The sequence below is a fragment of the Segatella baroniae B14 genome (assembly GCF_022024235.1).
Classification (GTDB): domain Bacteria; phylum Bacteroidota; class Bacteroidia; order Bacteroidales; family Bacteroidaceae; genus Prevotella; species Prevotella bryantii.
On sequence record NZ_CP091799.1, the window covers coordinates 420,703 to 442,158 of the forward strand.

14 protein-coding genes are annotated in these 21,456 nt (G+C 38.7%); 2 read left to right on the forward strand and 12 right to left on the reverse strand.

From position 1 onward, the window contains the following. Nucleotides 1-139: 139 nt before the first annotated feature. The 3 genes from L6469_RS01780 to L6469_RS01790 are packed head-to-tail and all read right to left on the reverse strand — an operon-like array spanning nucleotide 140 to nucleotide 7,710. Nucleotides 140-2,356 (reverse strand): hypothetical protein, encoded by a 2,217-nt coding sequence (locus L6469_RS01780; protein WP_006282944.1) that lies wholly within the window; start codon nucleotides 2,354-2,356, stop codon nucleotides 140-142. A gap of 23 nt (nucleotides 2,357-2,379) precedes the next feature. Beyond that, nucleotides 2,380-4,428, reverse strand: a complete 2,049-nt coding sequence (locus L6469_RS01785; RefSeq protein WP_006282943.1) for a RagB/SusD family nutrient uptake outer membrane protein — start codon at nucleotides 4,426-4,428, stop codon at nucleotides 2,380-2,382. 18 nt (nucleotides 4,429-4,446) lie between these two features. Then, nucleotides 4,447-7,710: a SusC/RagA family TonB-linked outer membrane protein gene (locus L6469_RS01790; RefSeq protein ID WP_006282942.1), complete on the reverse strand. Its 3,264-nt coding sequence runs from the start codon at nucleotides 7,708-7,710 to the stop codon at nucleotides 4,447-4,449. 499 nt (nucleotides 7,711-8,209) lie between these two features. Between L6469_RS01790 and L6469_RS01795 the strand changes: the two genes are divergently transcribed. Continuing rightward, entirely contained in the window at nucleotides 8,210-9,640 is a 1,431-nt protein-coding gene (locus L6469_RS01795; RefSeq protein ID WP_039870808.1) for a choice-of-anchor Q domain-containing protein, read from the forward strand. 57 nt (nucleotides 9,641-9,697) lie between these two features. Here L6469_RS01795 and cdd read toward each other — a convergent pair whose 3' ends face one another. The 4 genes from cdd to L6469_RS01815 all read right to left on the reverse strand — a co-directional run bounded on the left by cdd (nucleotide 9,698) and on the right by L6469_RS01815 (nucleotide 13,227). After that, the gene (cdd, locus tag L6469_RS01800) at nucleotides 9,698-10,183 is read right to left on the reverse strand and encodes a cytidine deaminase (protein ID WP_006282940.1); all 486 of its coding nucleotides are present in this window, start codon (nucleotides 10,181-10,183) and stop codon (nucleotides 9,698-9,700) included. A 64-nt stretch (nucleotides 10,184-10,247) separates the two neighbouring features. After that, nucleotides 10,248-10,988, reverse strand: coding sequence for a tetratricopeptide repeat protein (locus L6469_RS01805; protein WP_006282939.1), 741 nt, complete (start codon nucleotides 10,986-10,988; stop codon nucleotides 10,248-10,250). 28 nt (nucleotides 10,989-11,016) lie between these two features. Continuing rightward, nucleotides 11,017-12,258, reverse strand: a complete 1,242-nt coding sequence (locus tag L6469_RS01810) for a M64 family metallopeptidase (RefSeq protein ID WP_006282938.1) — start codon at nucleotides 12,256-12,258, stop codon at nucleotides 11,017-11,019. Between the two features lie 33 nt (nucleotides 12,259-12,291). Beyond that, nucleotides 12,292-13,227, reverse strand: coding sequence for a glucosaminidase domain-containing protein (locus L6469_RS01815; RefSeq protein ID WP_006282937.1), 936 nt, complete (start codon nucleotides 13,225-13,227; stop codon nucleotides 12,292-12,294). Between the two features lie 136 nt (nucleotides 13,228-13,363). Between L6469_RS01815 and L6469_RS01820 the strand changes: the two genes are divergently transcribed. Beyond that, nucleotides 13,364-13,735, forward strand: a complete 372-nt coding sequence (locus L6469_RS01820) for a 2-amino-4-hydroxy-6-hydroxymethyldihydropteridine diphosphokinase (protein WP_006282936.1) — start codon at nucleotides 13,364-13,366, stop codon at nucleotides 13,733-13,735. Between the two features lie 41 nt (nucleotides 13,736-13,776). On the opposite strand, the gene L6469_RS01825 is transcribed toward L6469_RS01820, so the two are convergent. The 5 genes from L6469_RS01825 to L6469_RS01845 form a co-directional block, all read right to left on the reverse strand. Continuing rightward, entirely contained in the window at nucleotides 13,777-14,766 is a 990-nt protein-coding gene (locus L6469_RS01825) for an IS30 family transposase (RefSeq protein WP_006282587.1), read from the reverse strand. A gap of 222 nt (nucleotides 14,767-14,988) precedes the next feature. Continuing rightward, a complete protein-coding gene (uvrA, locus tag L6469_RS01830; protein ID WP_006282935.1) occupies nucleotides 14,989-17,874 on the reverse strand; it encodes an excinuclease ABC subunit UvrA in 2,886 nt (961 codons plus the stop codon). Continuing rightward, nucleotides 17,871-20,534, reverse strand: a complete 2,664-nt coding sequence (locus L6469_RS01835; RefSeq protein ID WP_006282934.1) for a glycosyl hydrolase — start codon at nucleotides 20,532-20,534, stop codon at nucleotides 17,871-17,873. The genes uvrA and L6469_RS01835 overlap by 4 nt, the downstream gene beginning before the upstream one ends. Nucleotides 20,535-20,596: 62 nt before the next feature. Beyond that, nucleotides 20,597-21,067: a 23S rRNA (pseudouridine(1915)-N(3))-methyltransferase RlmH gene (gene rlmH, locus L6469_RS01840; RefSeq protein WP_006282933.1), complete on the reverse strand. Its 471-nt coding sequence runs from the start codon at nucleotides 21,065-21,067 to the stop codon at nucleotides 20,597-20,599. A 45-nt stretch (nucleotides 21,068-21,112) separates the two neighbouring features. Next, nucleotides 21,113-21,448: a DUF4491 family protein gene (locus L6469_RS01845; protein WP_027453426.1), complete on the reverse strand. Its 336-nt coding sequence runs from the start codon at nucleotides 21,446-21,448 to the stop codon at nucleotides 21,113-21,115. Nucleotides 21,449-21,456: the final 8 nt, after the last annotated feature.

Here is a 21,456-nt window from a genome sequence, read left to right on the forward strand (position 1 = left end):
ATTTGACAAATGTAGGATATAATTAATGTAGAATACTCTTTTATTGGCGGTATTATATAAAAAAAAGCCTCCTAATAAAAGGAGGCTTTTTTTATAGACTGCCAATTTGAATGGCTTTGTTATATTTTGATCGTATGTACTATTTTACACTTTCTCTCCATTTTGAAGCTCCAATACCTAGCTGGTATATTTTTGAGTTCTTCACAGTAGAAGTGTTTTTGAAATATAGGCCATTTAGGTTGTCAATAGTATGTGTATCGATAGAACCTGTTGTACCACTCTGTTTATGAGGTGGATTAGGACTTGTCATCAAGTCTTCTGGTGAGATATTGTCTACATGAACTTCAAGTTCACTAGCACCAGCTACGTTCCATTCAGCCCACTTTCCGAAACTATTTTTGGTAGCATTGAATGCGTTACCAGTGAATATCTGTCCACTAGTTAAGAATGTGTTGGTAGACCAGTTATTTGATATATCCCAAGATGCTTCACCAGAACCATTAATTGTGCGAATGTCAGCACCACCCTGATACAAGTAACGATCATCGTCAGATTGCTTTGTCAGAATGAAAAGGTTATTCTTGATACTAATTTTAGAACCACCAGGTAGATAGCGCAAGTCAATGATTTGTCGGCCCGAACTACAAGTAGAGAAATTCACGAATGTGTTATTTTCTATTGTAATATTATAAGTAATAGATGTAGGCCAGTCTAAATCCTTACCATTATCAGTAATCATGCAAGTGCGTGGACTATCATAGAAAGTATTATTTCTGAAAACCATATCCTTGAAGATATTTGATTTTGGTTGAGCACCATCACCAGCTACCCATGCATATCCACGACCATTGTTGTCGTAGTAACCACAGTCATAGAAGTCACAGCCTTCTACCAATACATGCTCAAACTGTTTGACTTTCGATCCCTGAACACGTATAAATCCACGAATCATACGACGGAAAGAGCAGTCTTTTATGGTAAATGACTGTAAAGTTACGGCCATACCGTTAGAGTACATGTTAATGAAGTAATTTCCTGTACCATTGCTTGTACCATTGAAATGCTCTGCTAGTGGACAGTCGAAATCAATATTTTCAAATTCGAGCGACTTCACGAACAATGTATAGTTTTCACCCGATAATGGCTGTCGACCAAACATGAAGTTGTTAGACTTCACTGTGGTTCCTTCTTTCCAGAGACCACCTAAGTAAACTTTAGCTCGACCTTTTCCTGCAGCGATGTCTTCAGGTCGGGTGCGGAGTGTAAGGCCTTTTGAAAGACTCATATTGTTCTTGAAATAGTAAGCTTTACCACCTTCGAGCTCGAAGATTGTCCCCTCAGCTAATTTGTTGTTGTGGATATAGTCAGTGAAGACTTCATCAAGTCTCATAGCATTATAGCTTGAAATATCTACTAATGTGGTACCATCGCTCAAAGTATCATTAGGTGTAACTTCATGAGTGATAAGAATAGGATCTCCAACTTCGCCATCTGTGCGTACAGAAAGAGTATTATAAACAGCATCAACGGCAACTGGAATATTAGTATTCTCTACATTGATAATATATACACTACTTTCTTGTAAGCCTTCAATATCAATATAACCTCGTTCGAAGTCTGCTTCACTCAGTTCGTAATTAGCAAATTCATCAGGAACAGGGGCATTTGGGTTTTCCGATGAAGGTTTAACAGTGAGTTTTTGCATAACGAATTTACCATCTTTGACTTCAAAATTTTTATCAAATTCGTTAGGAACAGACTCCGTGTAGTTGTTTACAGCATCTTCATAAGAAGGGTTAATATAAATGCGAACACTCGTTTTTGTAGGAGCACTCTGAGTAATAATTTCAGGAACAGGATAACGATTACCAGTAGTAAGTCCGCAATATTCAGCCCACTGACGTCCACTACCATATCCATACCACTTAGAGTGGTAGCCTTCACCTTTTTTAGAAAGGGTACGAATGGCAAAGCGGTAGTCAGTACTATACTCCATATTATTGATAACCATATCTAGGCAGTCTGGAGAAACGATAGTATCCTTAATAATATTATCTGGATTTTCCCAATCGCTTGCAAGACCGGAAGAAACTGCAGGCTGAAGTGCCCATTTTAGCTCATATCCCGCACAGTCATCTACACCATACCAGTAAAGGTGTACACTGTTATTATGTCCATTGACTGTAATGACTTGACAGCGATAAGGGTCATTATCACCACGTCCCGTATTATCATCGGTGCGGAACATGGTCATGAATTCACGATCGGCCTCTTCGGTTATAGAATCCTTGTCAGAGCAAGAATTAAATGATATAATTGCGAGGGCTGTCGTTATATATAGAAATATTTTTTTCATAGATTCTTAATGTTTGAACTCGATTAGTTAGCGTAACCATAATAGTTCTTATATGCACCGGCACTACGCTGGATGGCTGAACTTGGATAAGGTAGAATGTAGCGTACTACAGGAAGCTGAGCTGCTGTCATGTGGCCAGTAACCTCGCCTAACATTTGTGTGTTTCCATCATTTCCTACCAGATATATCATGCCATTTTCACTTCCACGAATGAAACCATAGAATGAATACATACATTGGTTGGTAGGAGTTCCTTTACCATCGTTCCACCAACCGAAGTTGCCTTGATATTCTTTCCATGTATATTCTTCGTTCGTTATAGATTCATCGTCTGTAGGTTTCTTGTTGAGATTAGTGTATGGGTTAGCAATCTCTAAAATTTCCAAAGCTGTATTTGGATATACATCTGTATTTTTCGGATTGGCTATACGACGATAGTATACACTGAATGGAAGTTTGTCGAAACGGCTTGTTTCTACTCCATCATGCTCTGCAACATAATCTAGGTATTGAGATGTACCACCAGCATTTTCACCTACACCATAATAACGTAGGAAAGAATAGAAGCATTCTACGCTATAGAGGTTATTACGTACCAAGTCTTTCCAACGCATATTTTCACCTGCAAATTCCCATTTACGCTCATTGAGTACTCCCATGAGAAAAGACTCTTTATTAGCGCTAACAGAGTCGACATAGTGGTCTACTTTCAATGGAATATCTTCGCTTGAGAAAGCACGTCGTCTAACTTGTTTCAATGCATTCTTGGCAGCTTCTGTCGGACCATTATTGAGTTCATTTTCTGCTTCTGCAAACATCAATAAGACATCAGCATAACGTAGGTACGGATAGTTGATACCAGTAGAACCAGATGAGTTATTCTCAAAGTTACCAGCTTGTGACCATAATTTAGACCATTTATTATTATACATTGTATAATTGGCTTGAATTGCAGGAACACAAATAGAGTCGCCTTGATTAGTATAGCTCCACATGCCATTCAGATAGTCGCGTCTAGTATCCTTTTCATCGAAGGAATAACCATAGAATGCACTTATTTGAGCACTACCGCTAGTTTCCCCCCATACGTTCGGCTGGATAGAGACACCTGAAGAAAGAGAGGCTTTTGGACCTTGAATATAACCGATGTTACCACTTGTTTTTTTGGCAAATGGAATTTCGAAAATTGGGTCATCTCCATTGTCTACGATGAAGTTACATTCATCGATAAAGACATTACGATAGCTCTTGTTTAGACTATGTGTATTAGATTTAATGACAGAATCTGCATAATTACGAGCTATCTGGTAAAACTCACGATAGTTGGCAGGACGCTCCATAGTACCATGACTGGTAACATCACTTTTGTTTGGCCGAAGGGAATAGCCACCTGCTGAAAGAGCCATACGTGATATCATTGCCCAGCAAGCCTCTTTAGAAACATGCTCGATAGTATTTTCCAAAGAGCGAGCATACTTCATACGAGGTGCAATAGCTTGAAGATCCTGAATGAGTAAAGTTCGGATAGTATCTCGATTAACAATTGGAGTAATCATATCTTCTTTTTCTGAAGTAGGTGTGAAAGAGAAGGGTACATCACCCCATAAATCTATGATATCATTGTAAAACATGGCGCGAATAACTTTAGCTTCACCCATTTTCTGGAAAAGGTCTTCATCGCCGGCTTTATAGATATTGCTTTTTTCGAGCTGATAAATAAAGTTGTTGGCATATTCGATACCTTGATATGCTGCGTTCCATGTATTTTTTAATTGACTTGCGTCGGCAGTACATTCAAAGCGACGGAAACCGTTGCTGGTTGCAGCTTCGTCAGAAGATGTAGCAAAATCTACATCACTGTTCAAACACAAATCTTTAAGGTACTTTTCGCCGTAAAGGTTATTGTTGAGCAGTTGTGCGTATACACCATTAAGAGCACGATCAATTTCTGTTTTTGTGCTAAAGACGTAATCATCACCATATTTGGAAGGGGTATCCACGTCTAGATAGTCGTTACAGGATGTGAGGTTTGCCATAACCAATCCTGTCATAAAAATATATTTCAGTTTCATATTTTTTTCTTTAGTAATTTAGAAAGTCACATTCACACCGAATACAAAACTACGGCTACGTGGATAACGGTTGAGGTCCATACCTGAGCAGAGACTGGTCTGGATGTCGACTTCTGGATCATAACCCGTATATCCTGTGATAACAAAGAGATTAGAAGCAGAGGTATATACACGTATTTTACTTATACCCCATCGTGCTGTTAGTTTACGAGGTAGGGTATAGCCAATTGTAACATCCTGCAAACGGAGGAAAGAGGCATTCTCTACGAAGTAAGAGTGGAGTACATTGTTAGTAATGTCTGCAGGGTTCCACAATGTTGCGTTGGCATTCATGCTGATATATTCTTCCAAAGCCCCATCTATATAATAGTTTTTATATAGGTTTTCGCCGTCTGAAATGCGTGTGTAGCGCCAACGGTTGTCTGCAAATTTACTCAATACATTATAGAATGTACTGCTGGTTGATGTAGACGAAGACAATTGGTATGCAGTAGCATTAACAATGTCAAAGTCAAGCATATAGTTAAAATTGGCAGCAAAGTCGAAACCTTTCCACTGACCGCTTAAGCCAAAACCTCCTTCGTATCGTGGAACGGTATGGCCAATGTTAGTACGGTCGGCCTCTGTAATTTTACCATCACCGTCGAGATCCTTGAATTTTATTTTACCAGGTAAAGTGGCTGTACCACTTTGGCTGTCATTGAATATGCCGTCCATGATTACTGTGCCTTCTTTTGGTATAGCCAGGAAGTTTTGGTTAGGATCAAAATCAAACTCGTCGGCAGAGTAAAGACCATCGTATACATAACCATATAGCAAGCCAACTTCATCTCCTACACGAATAGCATAGTCATTATTGGTAACTGCACTTGAAGAATACCAACGGCTGTTGTTGTCCCAAATTACATTATCGGTTTCATTTAATTTATCTACTTTAAATTTGTTGTAACCGAATGTTGCATTGGCGCTCAGTACATAATCTTTGCCACGAAGGATATCGTAGTTTACAGTCAACTCAACACCAGTGTTGGAAACCTGACCGATATTGCGCATCTGTGTCGTGTAACCTGTTGCAGAAGGTATATCCGAAAGATAGAGTAGGTCTTTGGTCGTATTCCAATAAAGTTCAGGTGTAATCTGCAGACGATTATCAAAGAGTGATATGTCGGCAGCGAGATTTCGTTTTACACTGGTTTCCCACTTTACTTTCTCGTTGGTGAACTTATTACCATTGCCAAAGCTATAGTATTGTTCTCCATTTTCGGTAGCTTCGCCGAATCCTGGACCACCTGTAGTACTTACAGAGTAGAGATAACGCCACATATCATTGTCTATACGGTTATTACCGGCAAGACCCCATGAAGCGCGAATCTTGAGATTGTTAATCCACTTGATATTTTTCATGAATGGTTCTTCTGAGAGAACCCAGGCTCCTGATACAGAAGGGAAATATCCCCATTGATTCTCTGGAGCAAACTTAGTGGAACCATCCGCACGCATGGTTACAGCTGCCAGATAACGATGTTTATAATTCCAACTGGCCTGACCAAAGAAAGAAGCCTGTCGAATAGGGGTAGTCAAGCTAGATGTAGACTGGTAAGGTACACCCAAAGTCATATTGTTGAGTGCCGTTTCAGAATCTATTTCACGAGGAAAATAGCGATTAAATTGATAAGTTGTTTTGGTTTGATCGTTCTGAATTTCTGAGCCTAACAAAAAGTCAAATTCATGTTCTTTATTTATCTTAAAATTATAGTTGGCTGTATTTGTCCATGTATAAGCCTCACGATGAGAATTCGTAATCTGAGCTACTGGAAGCTTATTATTAGACTGTCCAGTCTTGGTCAAAGGGCCATAGAAACGATTTGTATCGTTGAAGTACATACGATAAGAGAAGTTTGTCTCTATTGTAAGTCCCTTGATTGGTTTCCAGTTTAATGCAATCTGATTAGTAATATTGTAACTGTGCTTCTTTTGCGTATTGGTCTGAATATCGTTTTTCGGATTGGTATAAGCAAAATTAGCTTCTTCGTCAGGGTCTACAGTTGCTGGATCCCAAAATGCAAATTCGCGCAAACCGTTTGTTGGGCGATAGCGGAGTACGTCAATTACACCTCCTGAACCAATGTTGTCGCCACCAGCACCAATATCACGGCGGTAAGAGAACTTTGGATTCATTTTCAAGGTCAATTTAGGAGAGAGTATAGCTTCTAGTTTGATATTTAGATTAGTACGACGTACACCAGATCCAAGGATAATACCATTATCCTGACTATTGGTAAGTGAGGTGTTAAAGTGAATCTTATCAGAACCGCCTCCGACAGTGAGGTTAGCTGAATAATTAAGAGGTGTTTCACCCATTACTTCGTCTTGCCAGTCGTGAGTGGTTGCTCTCTGATAAATGTCAAGATCATTAGGGTTACCAAAGTTGGCCCGGAAATACTTAGCTGCATTGCTACGTGTACTACCAGCTGCGGCTCTATCCCAACAGTAGTCTGCAAACTGGGCACTGTTCATCAGATCGAGTTTTTTAGCTAAGTGACTGATTGAAAGATTTCCATTGAAAGAAACCTGAATTTTACCAGCAGCCGCACTTTTGGTGGTAACGACAATAACACCATTACCACCTTTGGCACCATAAATAGCTGTAAGCGAAGCATCTTTTAAAACATCGATAGAAGCGATATCCGATGGAGGTATATCGTTAATGTTGGGTGCTTCAAATCCATCGACGATGTAAAGAGGGTCATTACTTTGAGTTACGGAACCTGTACCTCGGACACGGATATTGACATCAGCACCAGGTTGACCATCGACAGTTGTTACCTGTACACCGGCTATCTTACCCTGGAGAGCGACAGCAGCAGATGTAACGGGTACAGCTGCAAGTTTAGTTCCAGAGATAGAACCAACAGATCCAGTAAGGTCTTTACGGGCTCTACTGGTATAGCCTAAAACGACAACCTCACCTAAATCGCTTGCATTGTCCTTTAGAACAATAATTTGTTTCTCACCAAGTCCGACTTCCTGAGAAATCATTCCGATGTAAGAAATAACAGCCTTACTGCCTTTTTTCAAAGTTAAGGTGAAATTACCATCTAGGTCGCTTACGGCACCATTCTTGGTATTACCTTTTTCCACAATCGATGCACCAATAATCGGTTCATTGTTGGAGTCATAAATTGTACCTTTAATTACACCTTGTGCCATACCCGAGAGGGGAGTTGCGGCAAGAGCAGGAATAAGGCACAATTTGCACATTCGCTTTTTTGCGTCCTTCATGTGTTTTGTTTTAGTTAAAAATTATTTAGAGTTTAATTTTCTCCGTATATTAGGTTTTATAATCTGGTTTCTACTTATTTTCAGATTATTAAGTTTTGTAGTCGATTTTTTATTCCGCAAAGGTATTAATTTTTTTATGAATTCAAAATAAAAAATAACATTTTGATCAAAAACGATAATTTTACCCCTATTTTTGGATATTATTCCCCTATAACTTATTTTTCTTTTCATTTCTATGCTCTAAAATTAGTCGTTTTCCACAAAAAAACGTAATTTTACACGCAAATTGCAACAGTATGAAAAAAGTACTTATAGTCTTTATTCTTTTACTCCTTTTGGGAGGGTCAGTTTGGTATGTAGCAGCAAGTAATGGGTGGCGATATATACCATCAGTATCGATGTTTATTATCGGCCTTTTTGCTTTAATTGGGAGTACATGGAATTCCAAAGGAAGACTCTAGTTAATGAAATAAGTATTTTATTTTTGCGTTATGTAAATATGAAAAATAGAAATTTATTTCTGGCAATTGTTCTTGTTGCGATAGTTTTTTTTACTTCCTGCATGGATGATGATAGCTTTACTACATCTCCATCTGCTGTGCTTACATTTGAAACCGATACTGTTCGGATGGATACGACTTTTTCAAATGTACCAACTACTACACGTTCCTTTTGGATATACAATAATTCTAATGCTGGTCTACGTTTGGCTTCTGTGCGATTGGAAAATGGTATAAGTTCAGGATATCGTGTTAATGTAAATGGCTCATATATGAGTGCGTCTTCCAATTATCGATTGTATGATATAGAAATTCGTAAGGGCGACAGTATTCGTGTGTTTGTAGAATTGACATCTGCTACAACTGGTAAGGAAGATCCGCAATTGGTTGAGGATAATTTGATATTTACTCTTGAGAGTGCTAAGGAGCATGTGGTAAATCTTTGTGGTTATAGTTGGGATGCTGATCTTCTCGATGCTCTGCACATATCCCAAGATACTTTGATAAGTAGTACACGACCTATAGTATTGAAGCATGATATTCAGATAGATAGTATGGCTACGTTAACATTGGGAGCAGGCACAACTGTCTATTTTCATCAGGGTGCTGGTATCTCTGTTGATGGTGCTTTACATGTAGATGGAACCGCAGGTCACCCTGTTATCCTTCGAAGTGATCGTTTAGATAACCTTTTTGACTACCTGCCATATGATCGTACTCCGGGATTATGGAAAGGTGTTATATTTAATCCTGGTGCTCAGGGGTGTATAGAACATCTTGACCTTCATAGTTCTTATAATGGTGTTTATGCAGATTCTTCTACAGTTACTATGGGCAATAGTATAATTCATAACTGTCAGGGTGCAGGGTTGTATGCCGTAAATTGTAAACTTGATATCGTAAATTCGCAGTTTAGTAATACATTGGGGAATTGTGTCGATATTAATGGGGGGGACGTTAGTTTTAATCATTGTACTTTTGCTCAGTTTTATCCTTTTAGTGCTAATCGTGAATATGCATTTAAGTTTGATGAGAGTTGGAAATCGTTTGTGAAGTTGCATGTTCGTAATAGTTTGATTACAGGATATGCTGATGATGAAATGTTAGGTATTCCTGGAAGTGATTCTCTAAAGAATTGTTTTTTTGATTATTGTATTATTCGTACCCCAACGATAACGACAAATGATAGTGTACGTTTTACTCATATTGTATATGAGGATGTAAGCGATACCGCGATGTATGGTCGTAAGCATTTTGTCTTATTAGATACGAGTCATATGATTTATGACTTTCACTTGTCTGAAAAGTCAGCTGCTATTAATGCAGGAGATAAATCATCTGGAACTTCTCATGATCATGATGGTACATTAAGAGATAGTATACCTGATATTGGTGCTTATGAATTTGTGAGAAAAGAGACAGAAAAATAACAGAAAAAGGGAAATAACGTTCTGGTTATTTCCCTTTTTAATAATATTATTGTTTAATTATTTTTTATGCATATTCTCATCTACAAAGCAGAGTGGAAGTAAATCTTTTACAGACTTGATAATATAAACACCTTCTGTACCATATAATAAGATGCGAACAGGACTCTTGTATCTGTCTTCAATTTCCAGAATAACTTGCCTACATGCTCCACACGGTGTGATAGGAGATTTTAAGAGACCATTTTCGTTTCTAGCAGCGATTGCTAATGTTGTAATCTTCAGTTCTGGATGGTTTGCCTGGGCTGCAAAAATGGCAGTGCGCTCAGCGCAAAGACCAGATGGGAAAGCTGCATTCTCTTGGTTGGCTCCAATCATGATTTCTCCATTTTCAAGAAGTAGAGCTGCGCCCACGTAGAAGTGACTATAGTTTGCATATGAATTATGAGTGGCTTCTATAGCGCGCTTAATCAATTGCTGTTCAATGTCATTGAGTTCGTCCATTTGGGCGAAATCCATTTTTATTTCAAGTTTGATTTCTTCCATAATATTGAATTTATTGCAAAAGTAATAGCTTTTGAGGAATTTGCAAAAAAATATGAGCTTTTTATTAGTCTATTTGAGAAACTTTTATCGAATCTGTATCTGTAATGGATAAATGCTTCGTGATTTCTGTATTTAAAGCAGCTTTAAGTTTTTCCTCCACGAAGGATTTGCAGATGGGTAAATAGTTAAATTCTTGAGGAAGATGCTCTATGCATCCTGCTATCATATTTTTTATCTGAGCCATTCGAGCTTGTTTCTCAGGTATATTTAGGTACTTCTTGTAGTATTTCAGTGCCATACGATAATAATCTCTTGCCAATAGCCAGTCTTCTTGAAACATATAGCAGAAGCCTAAATGGTATAGCACATCGGCTTTTTCTTCGTCATAACACAACTCGAGCATTTTTTCGTATAAGGGCACTGACTCTTGATATTTCTGCAGATTAAAATGACTTTCTGCATTGCAGTAATAGTATACACTTCGTTCATGAGGGGCGAAATGATCGAGTTGTGGTATGGCTTCATCTAAATATTTAATGGCATTCTCATAATCCCATATATAATAATAACATACTCCAATATATGCTATGTATCGTGGATTTAGTTGATATTTTTTATCCAGATCCTGAAAGAGAGCTAGAGATTCACTATATTTGGCAGAGGTGAAATATTCAAGAGCCATACCCAATTTACGAGCATCATCTTTCTTTTGACAGTGAACTTTTACGGGTACAGCTAAAAGAATAATAAGTGCCGAGATAGTGAATTTTTGAAATAAAAATATATGTTGTTTCTTGAATTTCAAATGATTATATTCTTAATATTCTTATTCGTTATTTGGTATAAAAGTTGATGAGTCGAATCAGGGCACGCTGACAGACTTTACAAAACTCAGGATTCTGATTGGTTCTCATTCTACAATCAGGATATGCCCTATATACGCCTTTTAAACTGTATCCAGCTCCTTCGTAGAGTCCGATAGCCTTGTCTTTTTGGTGAAGCATATCCTGCCATTTCTTGGCGAAATCTACTTTTGTTGTAATATTAGGTTCCCATGGCTCTATATCATGAGGATACATTGGAATATCTTCTTGTTCATAAGCGTATTCGTCTGCTAGTCCGCAGAAACTATGTCCGAATTCATGTACTACTACTGGTTTGTAGTAGAGATGATGGGTGGAGGTGAGGTTATAGCTGTTCAAAATGCCACCACCACCATATTTACTGCTATTAACTAAAACGATGATGTGTTCGTAAGGAGTACCTGCCAACCAATTATGCAAGTCTTTGAGATGCAAAGTTGTTAGATATCTATCGCTATAAAAAGTGTCAAAGTGTGAATGTAGAGCTGTGTTTTTCCAGATTCCCTTTGCAGGTTCACTGGTTCCGCTTTCTGCAGAAGGAGCTTCTACTGCAATGATATTAAATCTGTCACGCATACTCTTGAATGGTTCATGTTCGAACATTGCTTCTACGGCAGTATCGGCATCTTTAATAAAGGTTGCCATTTCATCTTTCGTATATCCTTCTGCGATAAAGGCTAAGTGAATGCATCGGTTTGTATCTGCAGCCTGCTGCAAGGTGATGTATGGAGTGACGTCTTTTTCGCCAATATGTCTAATTAGAATATCTGTTGGTACCACTTGGTGGGTTAAAGAAGCCATCACCTGACGGCGGTTGTCTCTTAGTTCTAGTGTTACCTCCACAGTATCTTTAGGCATAGGTACGAGAAATACATTTTCAAAACTTCTAGATATAGATTTACTTTCATCGTATGAAAGCCATTCTTGAAAGAGGGTAGAGAACGAGTTGCGATAGATAACTTTGCCTGTGCTATGCGTTCTCACTGTTATCTGTCCGTTGCCTTCTACTGGTAGTTCTGAAAGGTGTTGGCGTTTTCCATACCACTTAGGTATAGCATTTAGTTGATCAACAGCGATATGTTGCTCTTGTTTGTTGCCAGCGAATGTATAGTCAATACGAAGTGTATTGTCTGTGAAAAATTCATTAAAATTTTGTGCCTCAATGGTGGTGCCCGTTAAGGCAAAAAGTATGAATAATATTACTTTTCTCATTTTTATGTTATCTCCTCAATGATGTCAAGGATTTTATCTAACTTTAAGTTTTGCTCCTGGATAAATCTGATAAGTTGGTGACAAGTTATTCATCTTGTATAGGCTCTTCAATTTTATACCGTATCGTTGAGATATCAAGTACATACTTTCCCCAGGTTTTACCACGTGAGGTACATTCTTGAATGTTTTTGGAGCTTTGCTACGTTTTTTCTTCAGGAATATGATGTCTCCTTCATGAAGCACGTCTTTCTTGTCTCGTTCGTTATAGCGAGCAAGTTTGCGCCAGCTAATATCCACTTCTTTGCCGATACTCTTAAATGTATCACCTTCTCTAGCTAATAGATAATAGTTCTTATTGAACATCTTTATAGGGTGAAGCCTATCTTGAGCTACGTCAAATCCGCTATGCTGTTCAATAAATTTATCTTTGCTGCCCTTATCCAATTCATTAAGATGATATAGTTCTATGATCTGTATCAACTTTTGCGGATAAGCAGGGTTGGTAGCATATCCACATCGTTTTAGCCCATATGCCCATGCTTTGTAGTCATTTTGGTTAAGTGTAAACAAAGAAGCGTATCTTTGGTTATTGCGTAGAAAGATGCTATGGTCTTCGTAGCTTTCTTTTGGATCGTCGTATGCCCTAAAACATTCGTTTTGTTCATCGTCGTCATGATAAGTTTTATTGCCTGTCCAGTTATGGCATTTAATACCAAAATGATTATTGAAGTTTTTAGCTAACTTACCTAAACCGGCACCGCTTTCAAACAATCCTTGTGCCAAGGTTATACTAGCAGGAATATGATATTTCTGCATCTGTCTGATGGCAAGCTCTTTATATTGATCTATATAATTTTGGTAGGCTTGATTCCATCGCATTTGTGCTTGTGCCTTCTGTATAGGTAATAACGTCAGCATAAGCAAGCTAATGATAAAAATATTGTGATGGGTATTTTTTTTATATTTCATATAAGAGTCTAATCCGGGTAAAGTGAGATAGGTTGAATATTCCTACGTTTGCAAAATTAGCAAAAAATGATGAATATACATATTATTATGTACATTTTTTTAGTATCTTTGCATATTGAATTCATGAATAGTATCAATGTCAAATTCTGTTAAGATTATATTGTCTATAGGTTCAAATGTGAATCAGATGGAAAATGTGCTTTATGCCAAATCTCTTTTAAAGTGTCTTTTAGATAATATTCATTTCACGGAGATGATTTGGACTGAGCCTATTGGTATTGTATCCGACAAATATGTTAACTGTATGGCTGAAGCTATGACTGCTATGCATTTAGACAAACTTCAGTTTGAATTGAAGAAGATTGAACAGTTGTGTGGTCGCCAGCCAGAAGATAAAGAAAGAGGTACTGTCCATATGGACATTGATATTTTAAAGTATGGAGATAAACGTTTGCATCTTAAAGACTGGGAGCGTCCTTATGTAAAACAGTTGATGGTATTGTTATAATTTAATAAGTTTCGCTTTCTTTGTTTGAAGCAGGATTCACATTAATAACGCAACAACTTTATAATTGTTTTATTCTCTCCGTATTTTTGTCTGATAAACTCGACAGGCGTTTTGTAATTCAATCTCTTTCTAGGTCTGTTGTTGATTCTGTCCTGTACCATATTGATGTCTTTATCTGTTATCTTTGTAAAATCACTCCCTTTAAGGAAATATTGCCTGACTAGACCGTTAGTGTTTTCATTAGCACCTCTTTCCCATGAGTGGTATGGTCTTGCAAAGAAGATGTCTATTTTCAGTGCTCTAGCAATCTGCTGGTGCCTGGAGAACTCTGTACCATTATCTGCGGTCATGGTATGCAATCCCTTTCTTATCGGCTTAAGTGCGGCAATGGCTGCCTCCGCCAGAGGCTCTGCCTCTTTTGAAGGAAGCTTTCTCATGATTAGGAACCCGGACTCCCTATCATTGATTGTCATGATGACGCTCCGCCTGTTCTTCCCCACAATGGTGTCGATCTCCAGATCTCCGAACCTTCCTTTCTCATCAACGACCGCAGGTCTTTGCTCTATCCCGACACGTCCAGGTATTCCCCTTGACTTATACGATGAACCGCGCTTGTTATAGCGCCTGCCCCTGTGGCGCAGATGCTTATAGAGAGGCTTCCCCCATTTGTGCTTCTCCTCCCACACATATCTGTAGATGGTTTCGTGTGAGATGGGCGGTAATCCCAGTGCACGCCGTCTTCCGGATATCTGCTCGGGAGACCACTGTTCCTGTGTGAGCTTATGGTCAATGTAAACCTTTATTTCGTCCGTAAGGACGGTATAGTGCTTTCTTGCGCTCATTCTCCTGTCTGACAGCCACTGGGCCTTTTCCGCATTATACCTGCCATGGGGTGCCTTGTTGCGCCTAATTTCTCGGCTAATGGTGCTGCGGTGCACACCAAGAGCCCTGGCTATGTCTGTTGAACGTTCTTTTTTTTGCAGTCTGAAAGATATTTCGTACCTTTGCTGCGCAGTTAGATGCTTTGTCATATTTGCAACTTATGTGGAAGTTTGTCTGCAAAGGTAAGCATTTAATGCTGGGGACGAAAGATCTTGTGGAACTTTTGTCCCTTTTTTCATGCTCCTTGCTCACTTACTTCTTTGACACATTTGTTGCATTATCAATTTGAATTCAAGGAAGAGCTATCATATAAAAATAACCGTGTCCGTTAGAATAATGGATACGGTTATTTTTATATGATAGCCAACTATTTATAGCTTTTCTTTTAGATATTTGCCAGTTATACTTTTTTCTTCTTTGACAATATCTTCAGGTTTACCAGCAAAGATTACTTGGCCACCTCTGTCTCCACCATCTGGCCCCATGTCTATAAGATAGTCTGCACATTTTACTACATCTAGATTGTGTTCGATAACTAGAATGGTATGTCCTCTTTCTATTAATGCATTGAAGGCATTGAGTAGTCTTTGAATATCGTGGAAATGTAGACCAGTAGTAGGTTCATCAAAAATGAATAGTGTAGGTTCCTGTTTCTCTTGTCCGATAAAGTAGGCAAGTTTCACACGTTGGTTTTCACCTCCAGATAGTGTACTTGAACTTTGCCCTAATTTGATATAGCCTAGACCTACATCCTGTAATGGCTTCAGTCTAGCATAAATAGCTTTCTGTTCATATTTCTCAAAAAAATCAACAGCTTCATTTACTGTCATGTTGAGCACATCATTGATGTTTTTCTCATGGAAACGTACATCAAGTATGTCTTGTTTGAATCGCTTACCATGACATGCATCACATTCCAAGACCAAATCTGCCATAAACTGCATTTCTACAGTGATAACACCTGCGCCTTTGCACTCTTCGCACCGTCCACCTTCTGCATTAAAACTGAAATATTGTGGAGTAAAGCCTAATTGTTTGCTCAAAGGTTGATCCGCAAAGAGTTGTCGTATGGCATCGTAGGCTTTTACGTAGGTTACAGGATTACTTCGTGTACTTTTGCCGATAGGGTTTTGATCAACAAATTCTACATGTTTCACTTTTTTCCAGTCACCCTCTAACTTGGAATATTCTCCAGGAGCATCGCACACTTCGTCAAGATGGCGCTTCAAAGCAGGATATAGAGTGCCCTTGATGAGGCTTGATTTTCCAGAACCAGAAACACCTGTTACAACGGTAAAGGCATTCAATGGAATCTCAATATCTACTCCTTTCAGATTATTCATTCGGGCACCTTTAAGTATGATTGACTGATTCCAAGATCTTCTGCTTGTTGGTACAGTGATGATGTCTGTACCTGTAAGATACTTAATGGTATGTGATGATGGATATTGTTCACAGAGCTGTTTACCGTTTTCTGTTAATTGTTTATCCTCAGGTACATTACCTTCGTATACAACTTCGCCTCCTAGTCTTCCTGCTTCAGGACCTATATCTATAATGTAGTCTGCTGCTCGCATAATATCTTCATCGTGTTCTACTACGATGACAGTATTGCCTAATTCTTGTAATTCTCGAAGTACATGGATAAGGCGATCGGTGTCTCGGCTGTGTAGACCAATACTAGGCTCATCTAAGATATAAAGACTACCTACTAAGCTACTTCCCAAATTGGTGGACAGACTAACACGTTGGCTTTCACCACCAGAAAGGCTATTACTCTTTCTGTTCAGTGTAAGATACCCTAAGCCTACCTCGTCAAGGAATTGCAAACGGTTACGAATTTCGGTTAATAGTCTTTTAGCCACCTCTGCATCGTGCTTAGATAATTTTAGTTCGTCAAACCATGTGCGGAGTTTATGAATAGGCATTTCTACCAATTCTGTAATATTTTTGTCGGCTACCTTTACATATGTAGCTTCCTTCTTTAGGCGTGTGCCGTGACAGTCTGGACATACAGTTTTACCTCTAAATCGGCTAAGCATCACTCGGTATTGTATCTTATACTGATTTTCCTTGAGCATTTCAAAAAAGGCATCGATGCTAACCTGGTTATGAATATCCTTATTTTTTTTCTTATCAGACGGCAAACCATGCCAAAGCATATCTTTCTCTTGACGAGTTAGTTCATAATATGGCTTAAAGATAGGAAAATTGTCATCAGCAGCTCTGCGTATGAATTCTTTCTGCCACATGCCCATTTTTTCGCCATGCCAGCACTGCACACATCCATCATAAACGGAGAGAGAGGTGTTGGGGATAACCAGTTTCTCATCGATACCCACTACACTACCAAAGCCTTCACATGTAGGACATGCTCCAAGGGGAGAGTTAAATGCAAACATATTCTCTGTGGGTTCCTCGAATGTTTCCCCGTCAGCTTCAAATCTGGTACTGAAGTCGAATACTTGTTGGCTAGGCATAAATAGTAGTCTGAGCTCACCATTACCTTCATAAAAGGCCGTTTCTGCAGAGTCAATTAATCGGGCTACAGTATCTTTTTCGTTTGAAACTGACATTCGGTCGATAACTATATAGATAGGCTGATCCGTCTGAGTCGTCTCATCGTTCTGATGCTGTTCTAAATAGTCTTCGATACGCATAAAGTCGTCATCGATATAGATACGACTGTAGCCTTGCTGAGATTCCATCTCGAGTTGCCTTACGATGGTTCTACCCTCAATGATATGCATTGGAGCCAGTATAACAAATTTTGTGCCTTTGTCAAACTGTAAAGTGCACTCTAGTACATCTTCTGTGGTGTGTCGTTTCACCTCTTTGCCACTTACAGGTGAAAAAGTTTTGCCAATGCGTGCATAAAGCAAGCGCATATATTCATAAATTTCTGTACTTGTGCCTACAGTGCTTCGTGGATTACGCGAAGTAACCTTTTGTTCGATAGCGATTGCTGGAGGTAAGCCTTTGATAAAGTCGCATTCAGGCTTACTCATACGTCCAAGAAATTGTCGGGCATAAGCAGATAAACTTTCTACATATCTACGCTGTCCTTCTGCATAGAGAGTGTCAAAAGCCAGAGATGATTTACCTGAACCCGACACACCCGTAATCACGATAAGTTTATTTCGTGGTATGGTGAGTGAGATATTTTTCAGATTATTTACTCTCGCACCTTTTACTTCGATGAATCCCTCGTCTTTATTAGAGCGGAGGAATTCTTCTGGTTTACTTTTTTCTTTCATTTTACTTTATACAGCAGAATATTGCTGTTTAGACCTGACGGAACAGGTTTCCAGTCAGCATATGTTGTTCTTTTATAATTGATGTCTACGATATTAATATCTTTCATCTTACGCCATTTTACGCCATCACGATCCATTTGAGCGATATGATTGGCTGGTAGATTGGTAACCTCAATACGAATTTTGTTGGTGCCAACTTTCAATTTATTGGTAAAGGTGAGTACGTATGGAACAGACCATGCGCAACCCACAAATTCATCATTGATATATACACGAGCACTTTCGCGAACGTCGCCTAGATTTATGGCCCATGTATCTGAACCCTGCAAATCTTTTGCTGTAAGTTTTAATTTGGTCTCGTATACACCTGTTCCCATTAGGTTTTTGGTAGAGTCATTAATATTCTCCCAAGTCTTAATGTCGTCGATGAAATAGGCATTATCAAGTTCCGGTATGCTATTCTGGAAATGTAATGTCCATCCTCCACGTAGCAATTTGCCGGTTTTGTCATAGGGAGTATCCTTTCGGAGTCCTAACGCCTTAATATCCTGAATCAATTTTGGTGTAGTTTTTGTGAAGGTTTCGAGTATCATGCTTTCTCCAGAACTCAGATTAACCTTTATCTTACCGTCTTTGATATCTGCAGCATAGCGTTCACCATTCATAGGATTAAACCACATAGCGTTTTTAAAAGGTACTGCCAACGCTGCATACTCATTTACATTGTTTGGTGTGAGATTTGCAATAAAATAATGGTATCCATTATCGTTAGATCGTCTGATCATTTTCAGCTTTAATTTGCTTTTTATTTCTTCAGCTTTTGCAGCTTTGCTCATGTCAGATGCTTCAGTTCCGATAATGATATTAGCTCCTTGTGCCTTCAGGTTGGCTATATGTTTTTTTACTTCTTCTGACATTAAGGTGTTGGCAGAAGTTAGTATTAAACCTTTATAGCGTGTACCACCTTCAGTCTGGAGCATACCATTCACGAATTGGGTCGAGAGAATATATTTCTCAGAAATATAATCGCAGTCGAAACCTTGTGCATCGATGGCGAGTACATCCTTGATAAATTCTGGAGCTCGCTGTCCCATATTATGAATAGCAAATTGCATGAATTTTTTGTCAAGATTCTTGCTCCACATATCGCGGATTGGTAAGTATACTAAAAAATCATTATCTGGTTTACCCCATTGTAAGAAACTCTGGCTTCTCTGAATATATTTCATTAAGAAAGGAGCATCTCGCCATATCGTGTTGGTAGGGCTCATATCTACAGAAGCATAGAATTTCCATCCTGGCCATTCAGCATCCTTAGGACTATATGCAGTACCATGGAAAAACATACGATTCACGCCACTAACAAACATCAAATCCAAATCAGGTTTCATTTGTGAAAGTGATGTACGGAAGTGCTCTGTAAGCCAAGTGAAAGTTTCGCTAGAAGTTAGATTTTTGCCTGTGATATGTGCGGCACTTGGAGCATATTTCAGCATACTCAAGTCGCTGTCGTTCTTACGAGTCTTTCCTTCGTCTTTGCGTAACCCCTTAATTCCAAAATCGCTTAAACCAAATCCTTCAATTTCAGGTATATCAACAGTAGCATATTGGTCTATAAGGTTGGCTGGTGAACCGTGTGCTTGATTTCTTACAATTGCACCATGTTGGTGAGCCCAATTTGCCCATGTTTGTGTAAAATTATGGAGCAGCATCTCACTCATGGTTTCACGATAATCCATGATAACTTGCTGGGCTGTCTTATCAGTTTTTTGGTTCGCCGTTTTGTCGTTTTGTAGTTGTGGTAGATAGTTTTCTAATTTGTAACCTCTACGCTTTTCGAATTCGGTAAGCAGCTCTGGTGTCCAGTCTCCTTCTGCTACCTCATAACTGTCGTTGAAGAAGGTATGAGGGTAAGGAGTTTGGGTACGTTTGAAAGCATCTGAAATGTGTGTGAGATAGTGTTCAACAGCCTTCTTGTTGAAGTGGTCAACTACCAGCCCTTCTCCACCAGGAGCAGGGCGCTTTACCTTCATGATGCCATACCTGTTGTACAGAGCATATATTTTCCAATTGTCTTTTTGTGGCAGTTTGGCATTAAGTAGATATTTGTTTCCATTTACTGTTATGCCGTAAGATAAATCCACAACATTACCTTTCGTATCATAAGCCATCACCTTGAGTAGTTTACATCTGTCAGCATCCTTTTCAGCAGGAGACAAATCCATATTTTTGATTTTCTTTTCGCTGATGGCTTTAACAATAAATACTGATTTGGATGCACTCTCTTCGAGTGGAACCCATGGTCCACCGAAAGGCCATCCAGTACCAGTAGTCATATCGATTTCAACCTTATTCTCTTTACCTATAGCTTGCGTAAACTTCAACATGTCCATCCAACGATCGCTAAGATAGGGGATATCATTAGCTTCATTGCCTTGTACACCATAAATAGGGGTAATTTCTAGTGTCCCTATACCATGACTAGCATACTGTTCGATGTTCCATTTTAAATTTGTTGTGTCTACGGCAGATCCAAGCCACCACCATCTCGCACCGGCTTTAGCTTCGGGCTGTGCTGCAGGCCAGTTTTGTGCCAAGGCTGTTATTGGTGATAAGGCCATAAGACCTAAAAGTAAAGATGTTCGGTTAGTTTTCTTCATATCTATTATTATTAAAGTAGATGATATCGATTAGTTTTAACTTAATATAGGTCTATTGTTTATTATTCGTGATGATAAGGCTCGCCCTTAATAATAGTACATGCCCTATAGAGTTGTTCTACAAAGATGAGTCTGACCATTTGATGCGAGAATGTCATTTTAGACAAACTGATTTTTTCATTGCATCTATCATATATTTTTTGAGCAAAGCCATATGGGCCACCAATAACGAATACCAGCCTTCTAGCAGTATTTTGTTTCTTTTGTAGCCATTTTGCATATTCGATACTTCGGTATTCAGCACCATGTTCGTCAAGAAGCACCACGGTATCACTAGGTTGTATCTGCTTCATGATCAAATCGCCCTCCATTTCCTTTTGCTGATCCTCTGATAAGTTTTTTGTATTTTTCAGTTCAGGAATTGTTTCTATGATGAATGGCATATAGTGGCCTATACGCTCAGTATAATCATTAATGCCAGCTACAAAATGCTTATTTACTGTTTTACCTACTAGTATTAGTACCGTTTTCATCTTTTTAGTTGCTTTATTGATTGTATCTGTAGTTATACTTTCGGCTTATTTACGTTTGTCTATCGACTCGTCGTATGCTCGAGTGTATTCGTTTTGTCTCTTCTTATTCATTGGAAACCATCCCTTTTCTACTCGTTGCTTTTGTTGGAAAAGTTCACCAATACTCCAAAGCATGGAGGCGCCAAGAACACCCAATATAGAAGAGATGATAACATTAGCTATACAAAAGGCACTGCAAACGCTTATGAATCCGATGATGAGATATATCCACCAGTATTTGGTACCAGTGTAGTACTCCATTAAAATCACAATAGGGTGAAATATTCCGATAATCAGGAAAGTGCTTACTGCGATTATAATGCCTGTGTAATGTAGTTCCATAATTTTAT

Coding starts and splice junctions, on each gene's coding strand:
- L6469_RS01795 (WP_039870808.1), top strand. CDS start 8,210: ATGAAAAATAGAAATTTATTTCTGGCAATTGTTCTTGTTGCGATAGTT.
- L6469_RS01820 (WP_006282936.1), top strand. CDS start 13,364: ATGTCAAATTCTGTTAAGATTATATTGTCTATAGGTTCAAATGTGAAT.
- L6469_RS01825 (WP_006282587.1), bottom strand. CDS start 14,766: ATGACAAAGCATCTAACTGCGCAGCAAAGGTACGAAATATCTTTCAGA.
- cdd (WP_006282940.1), bottom strand. CDS start 10,183: ATGGAAGAAATCAAACTTGAAATAAAAATGGATTTCGCCCAAATGGAC.
- rlmH (WP_006282933.1), bottom strand. CDS start 21,067: ATGAAAACGGTACTAATACTAGTAGGTAAAACAGTAAATAAGCATTTT.
- L6469_RS01790 (WP_006282942.1), bottom strand. CDS start 7,710: ATGAAGGACGCAAAAAAGCGAATGTGCAAATTGTGCCTTATTCCTGCT.
- uvrA (WP_006282935.1), bottom strand. CDS start 17,874: ATGAAAGAAAAAAGTAAACCAGAAGAATTCCTCCGCTCTAATAAAGAC.
- L6469_RS01835 (WP_006282934.1), bottom strand. CDS start 20,534: ATGAAGAAAACTAACCGAACATCTTTACTTTTAGGTCTTATGGCCTTA.
- L6469_RS01815 (WP_006282937.1), bottom strand. CDS start 13,227: ATGAAATATAAAAAAAATACCCATCACAATATTTTTATCATTAGCTTG.
- L6469_RS01845 (WP_027453426.1), bottom strand. CDS start 21,448: ATGGAACTACATTACACAGGCATTATAATCGCAGTAAGCACTTTCCTG.
- L6469_RS01780 (WP_006282944.1), bottom strand. CDS start 2,356: ATGAAAAAAATATTTCTATATATAACGACAGCCCTCGCAATTATATCA.
- L6469_RS01810 (WP_006282938.1), bottom strand. CDS start 12,258: ATGAGAAAAGTAATATTATTCATACTTTTTGCCTTAACGGGCACCACC.
- L6469_RS01785 (WP_006282943.1), bottom strand. CDS start 4,428: ATGAAACTGAAATATATTTTTATGACAGGATTGGTTATGGCAAACCTC.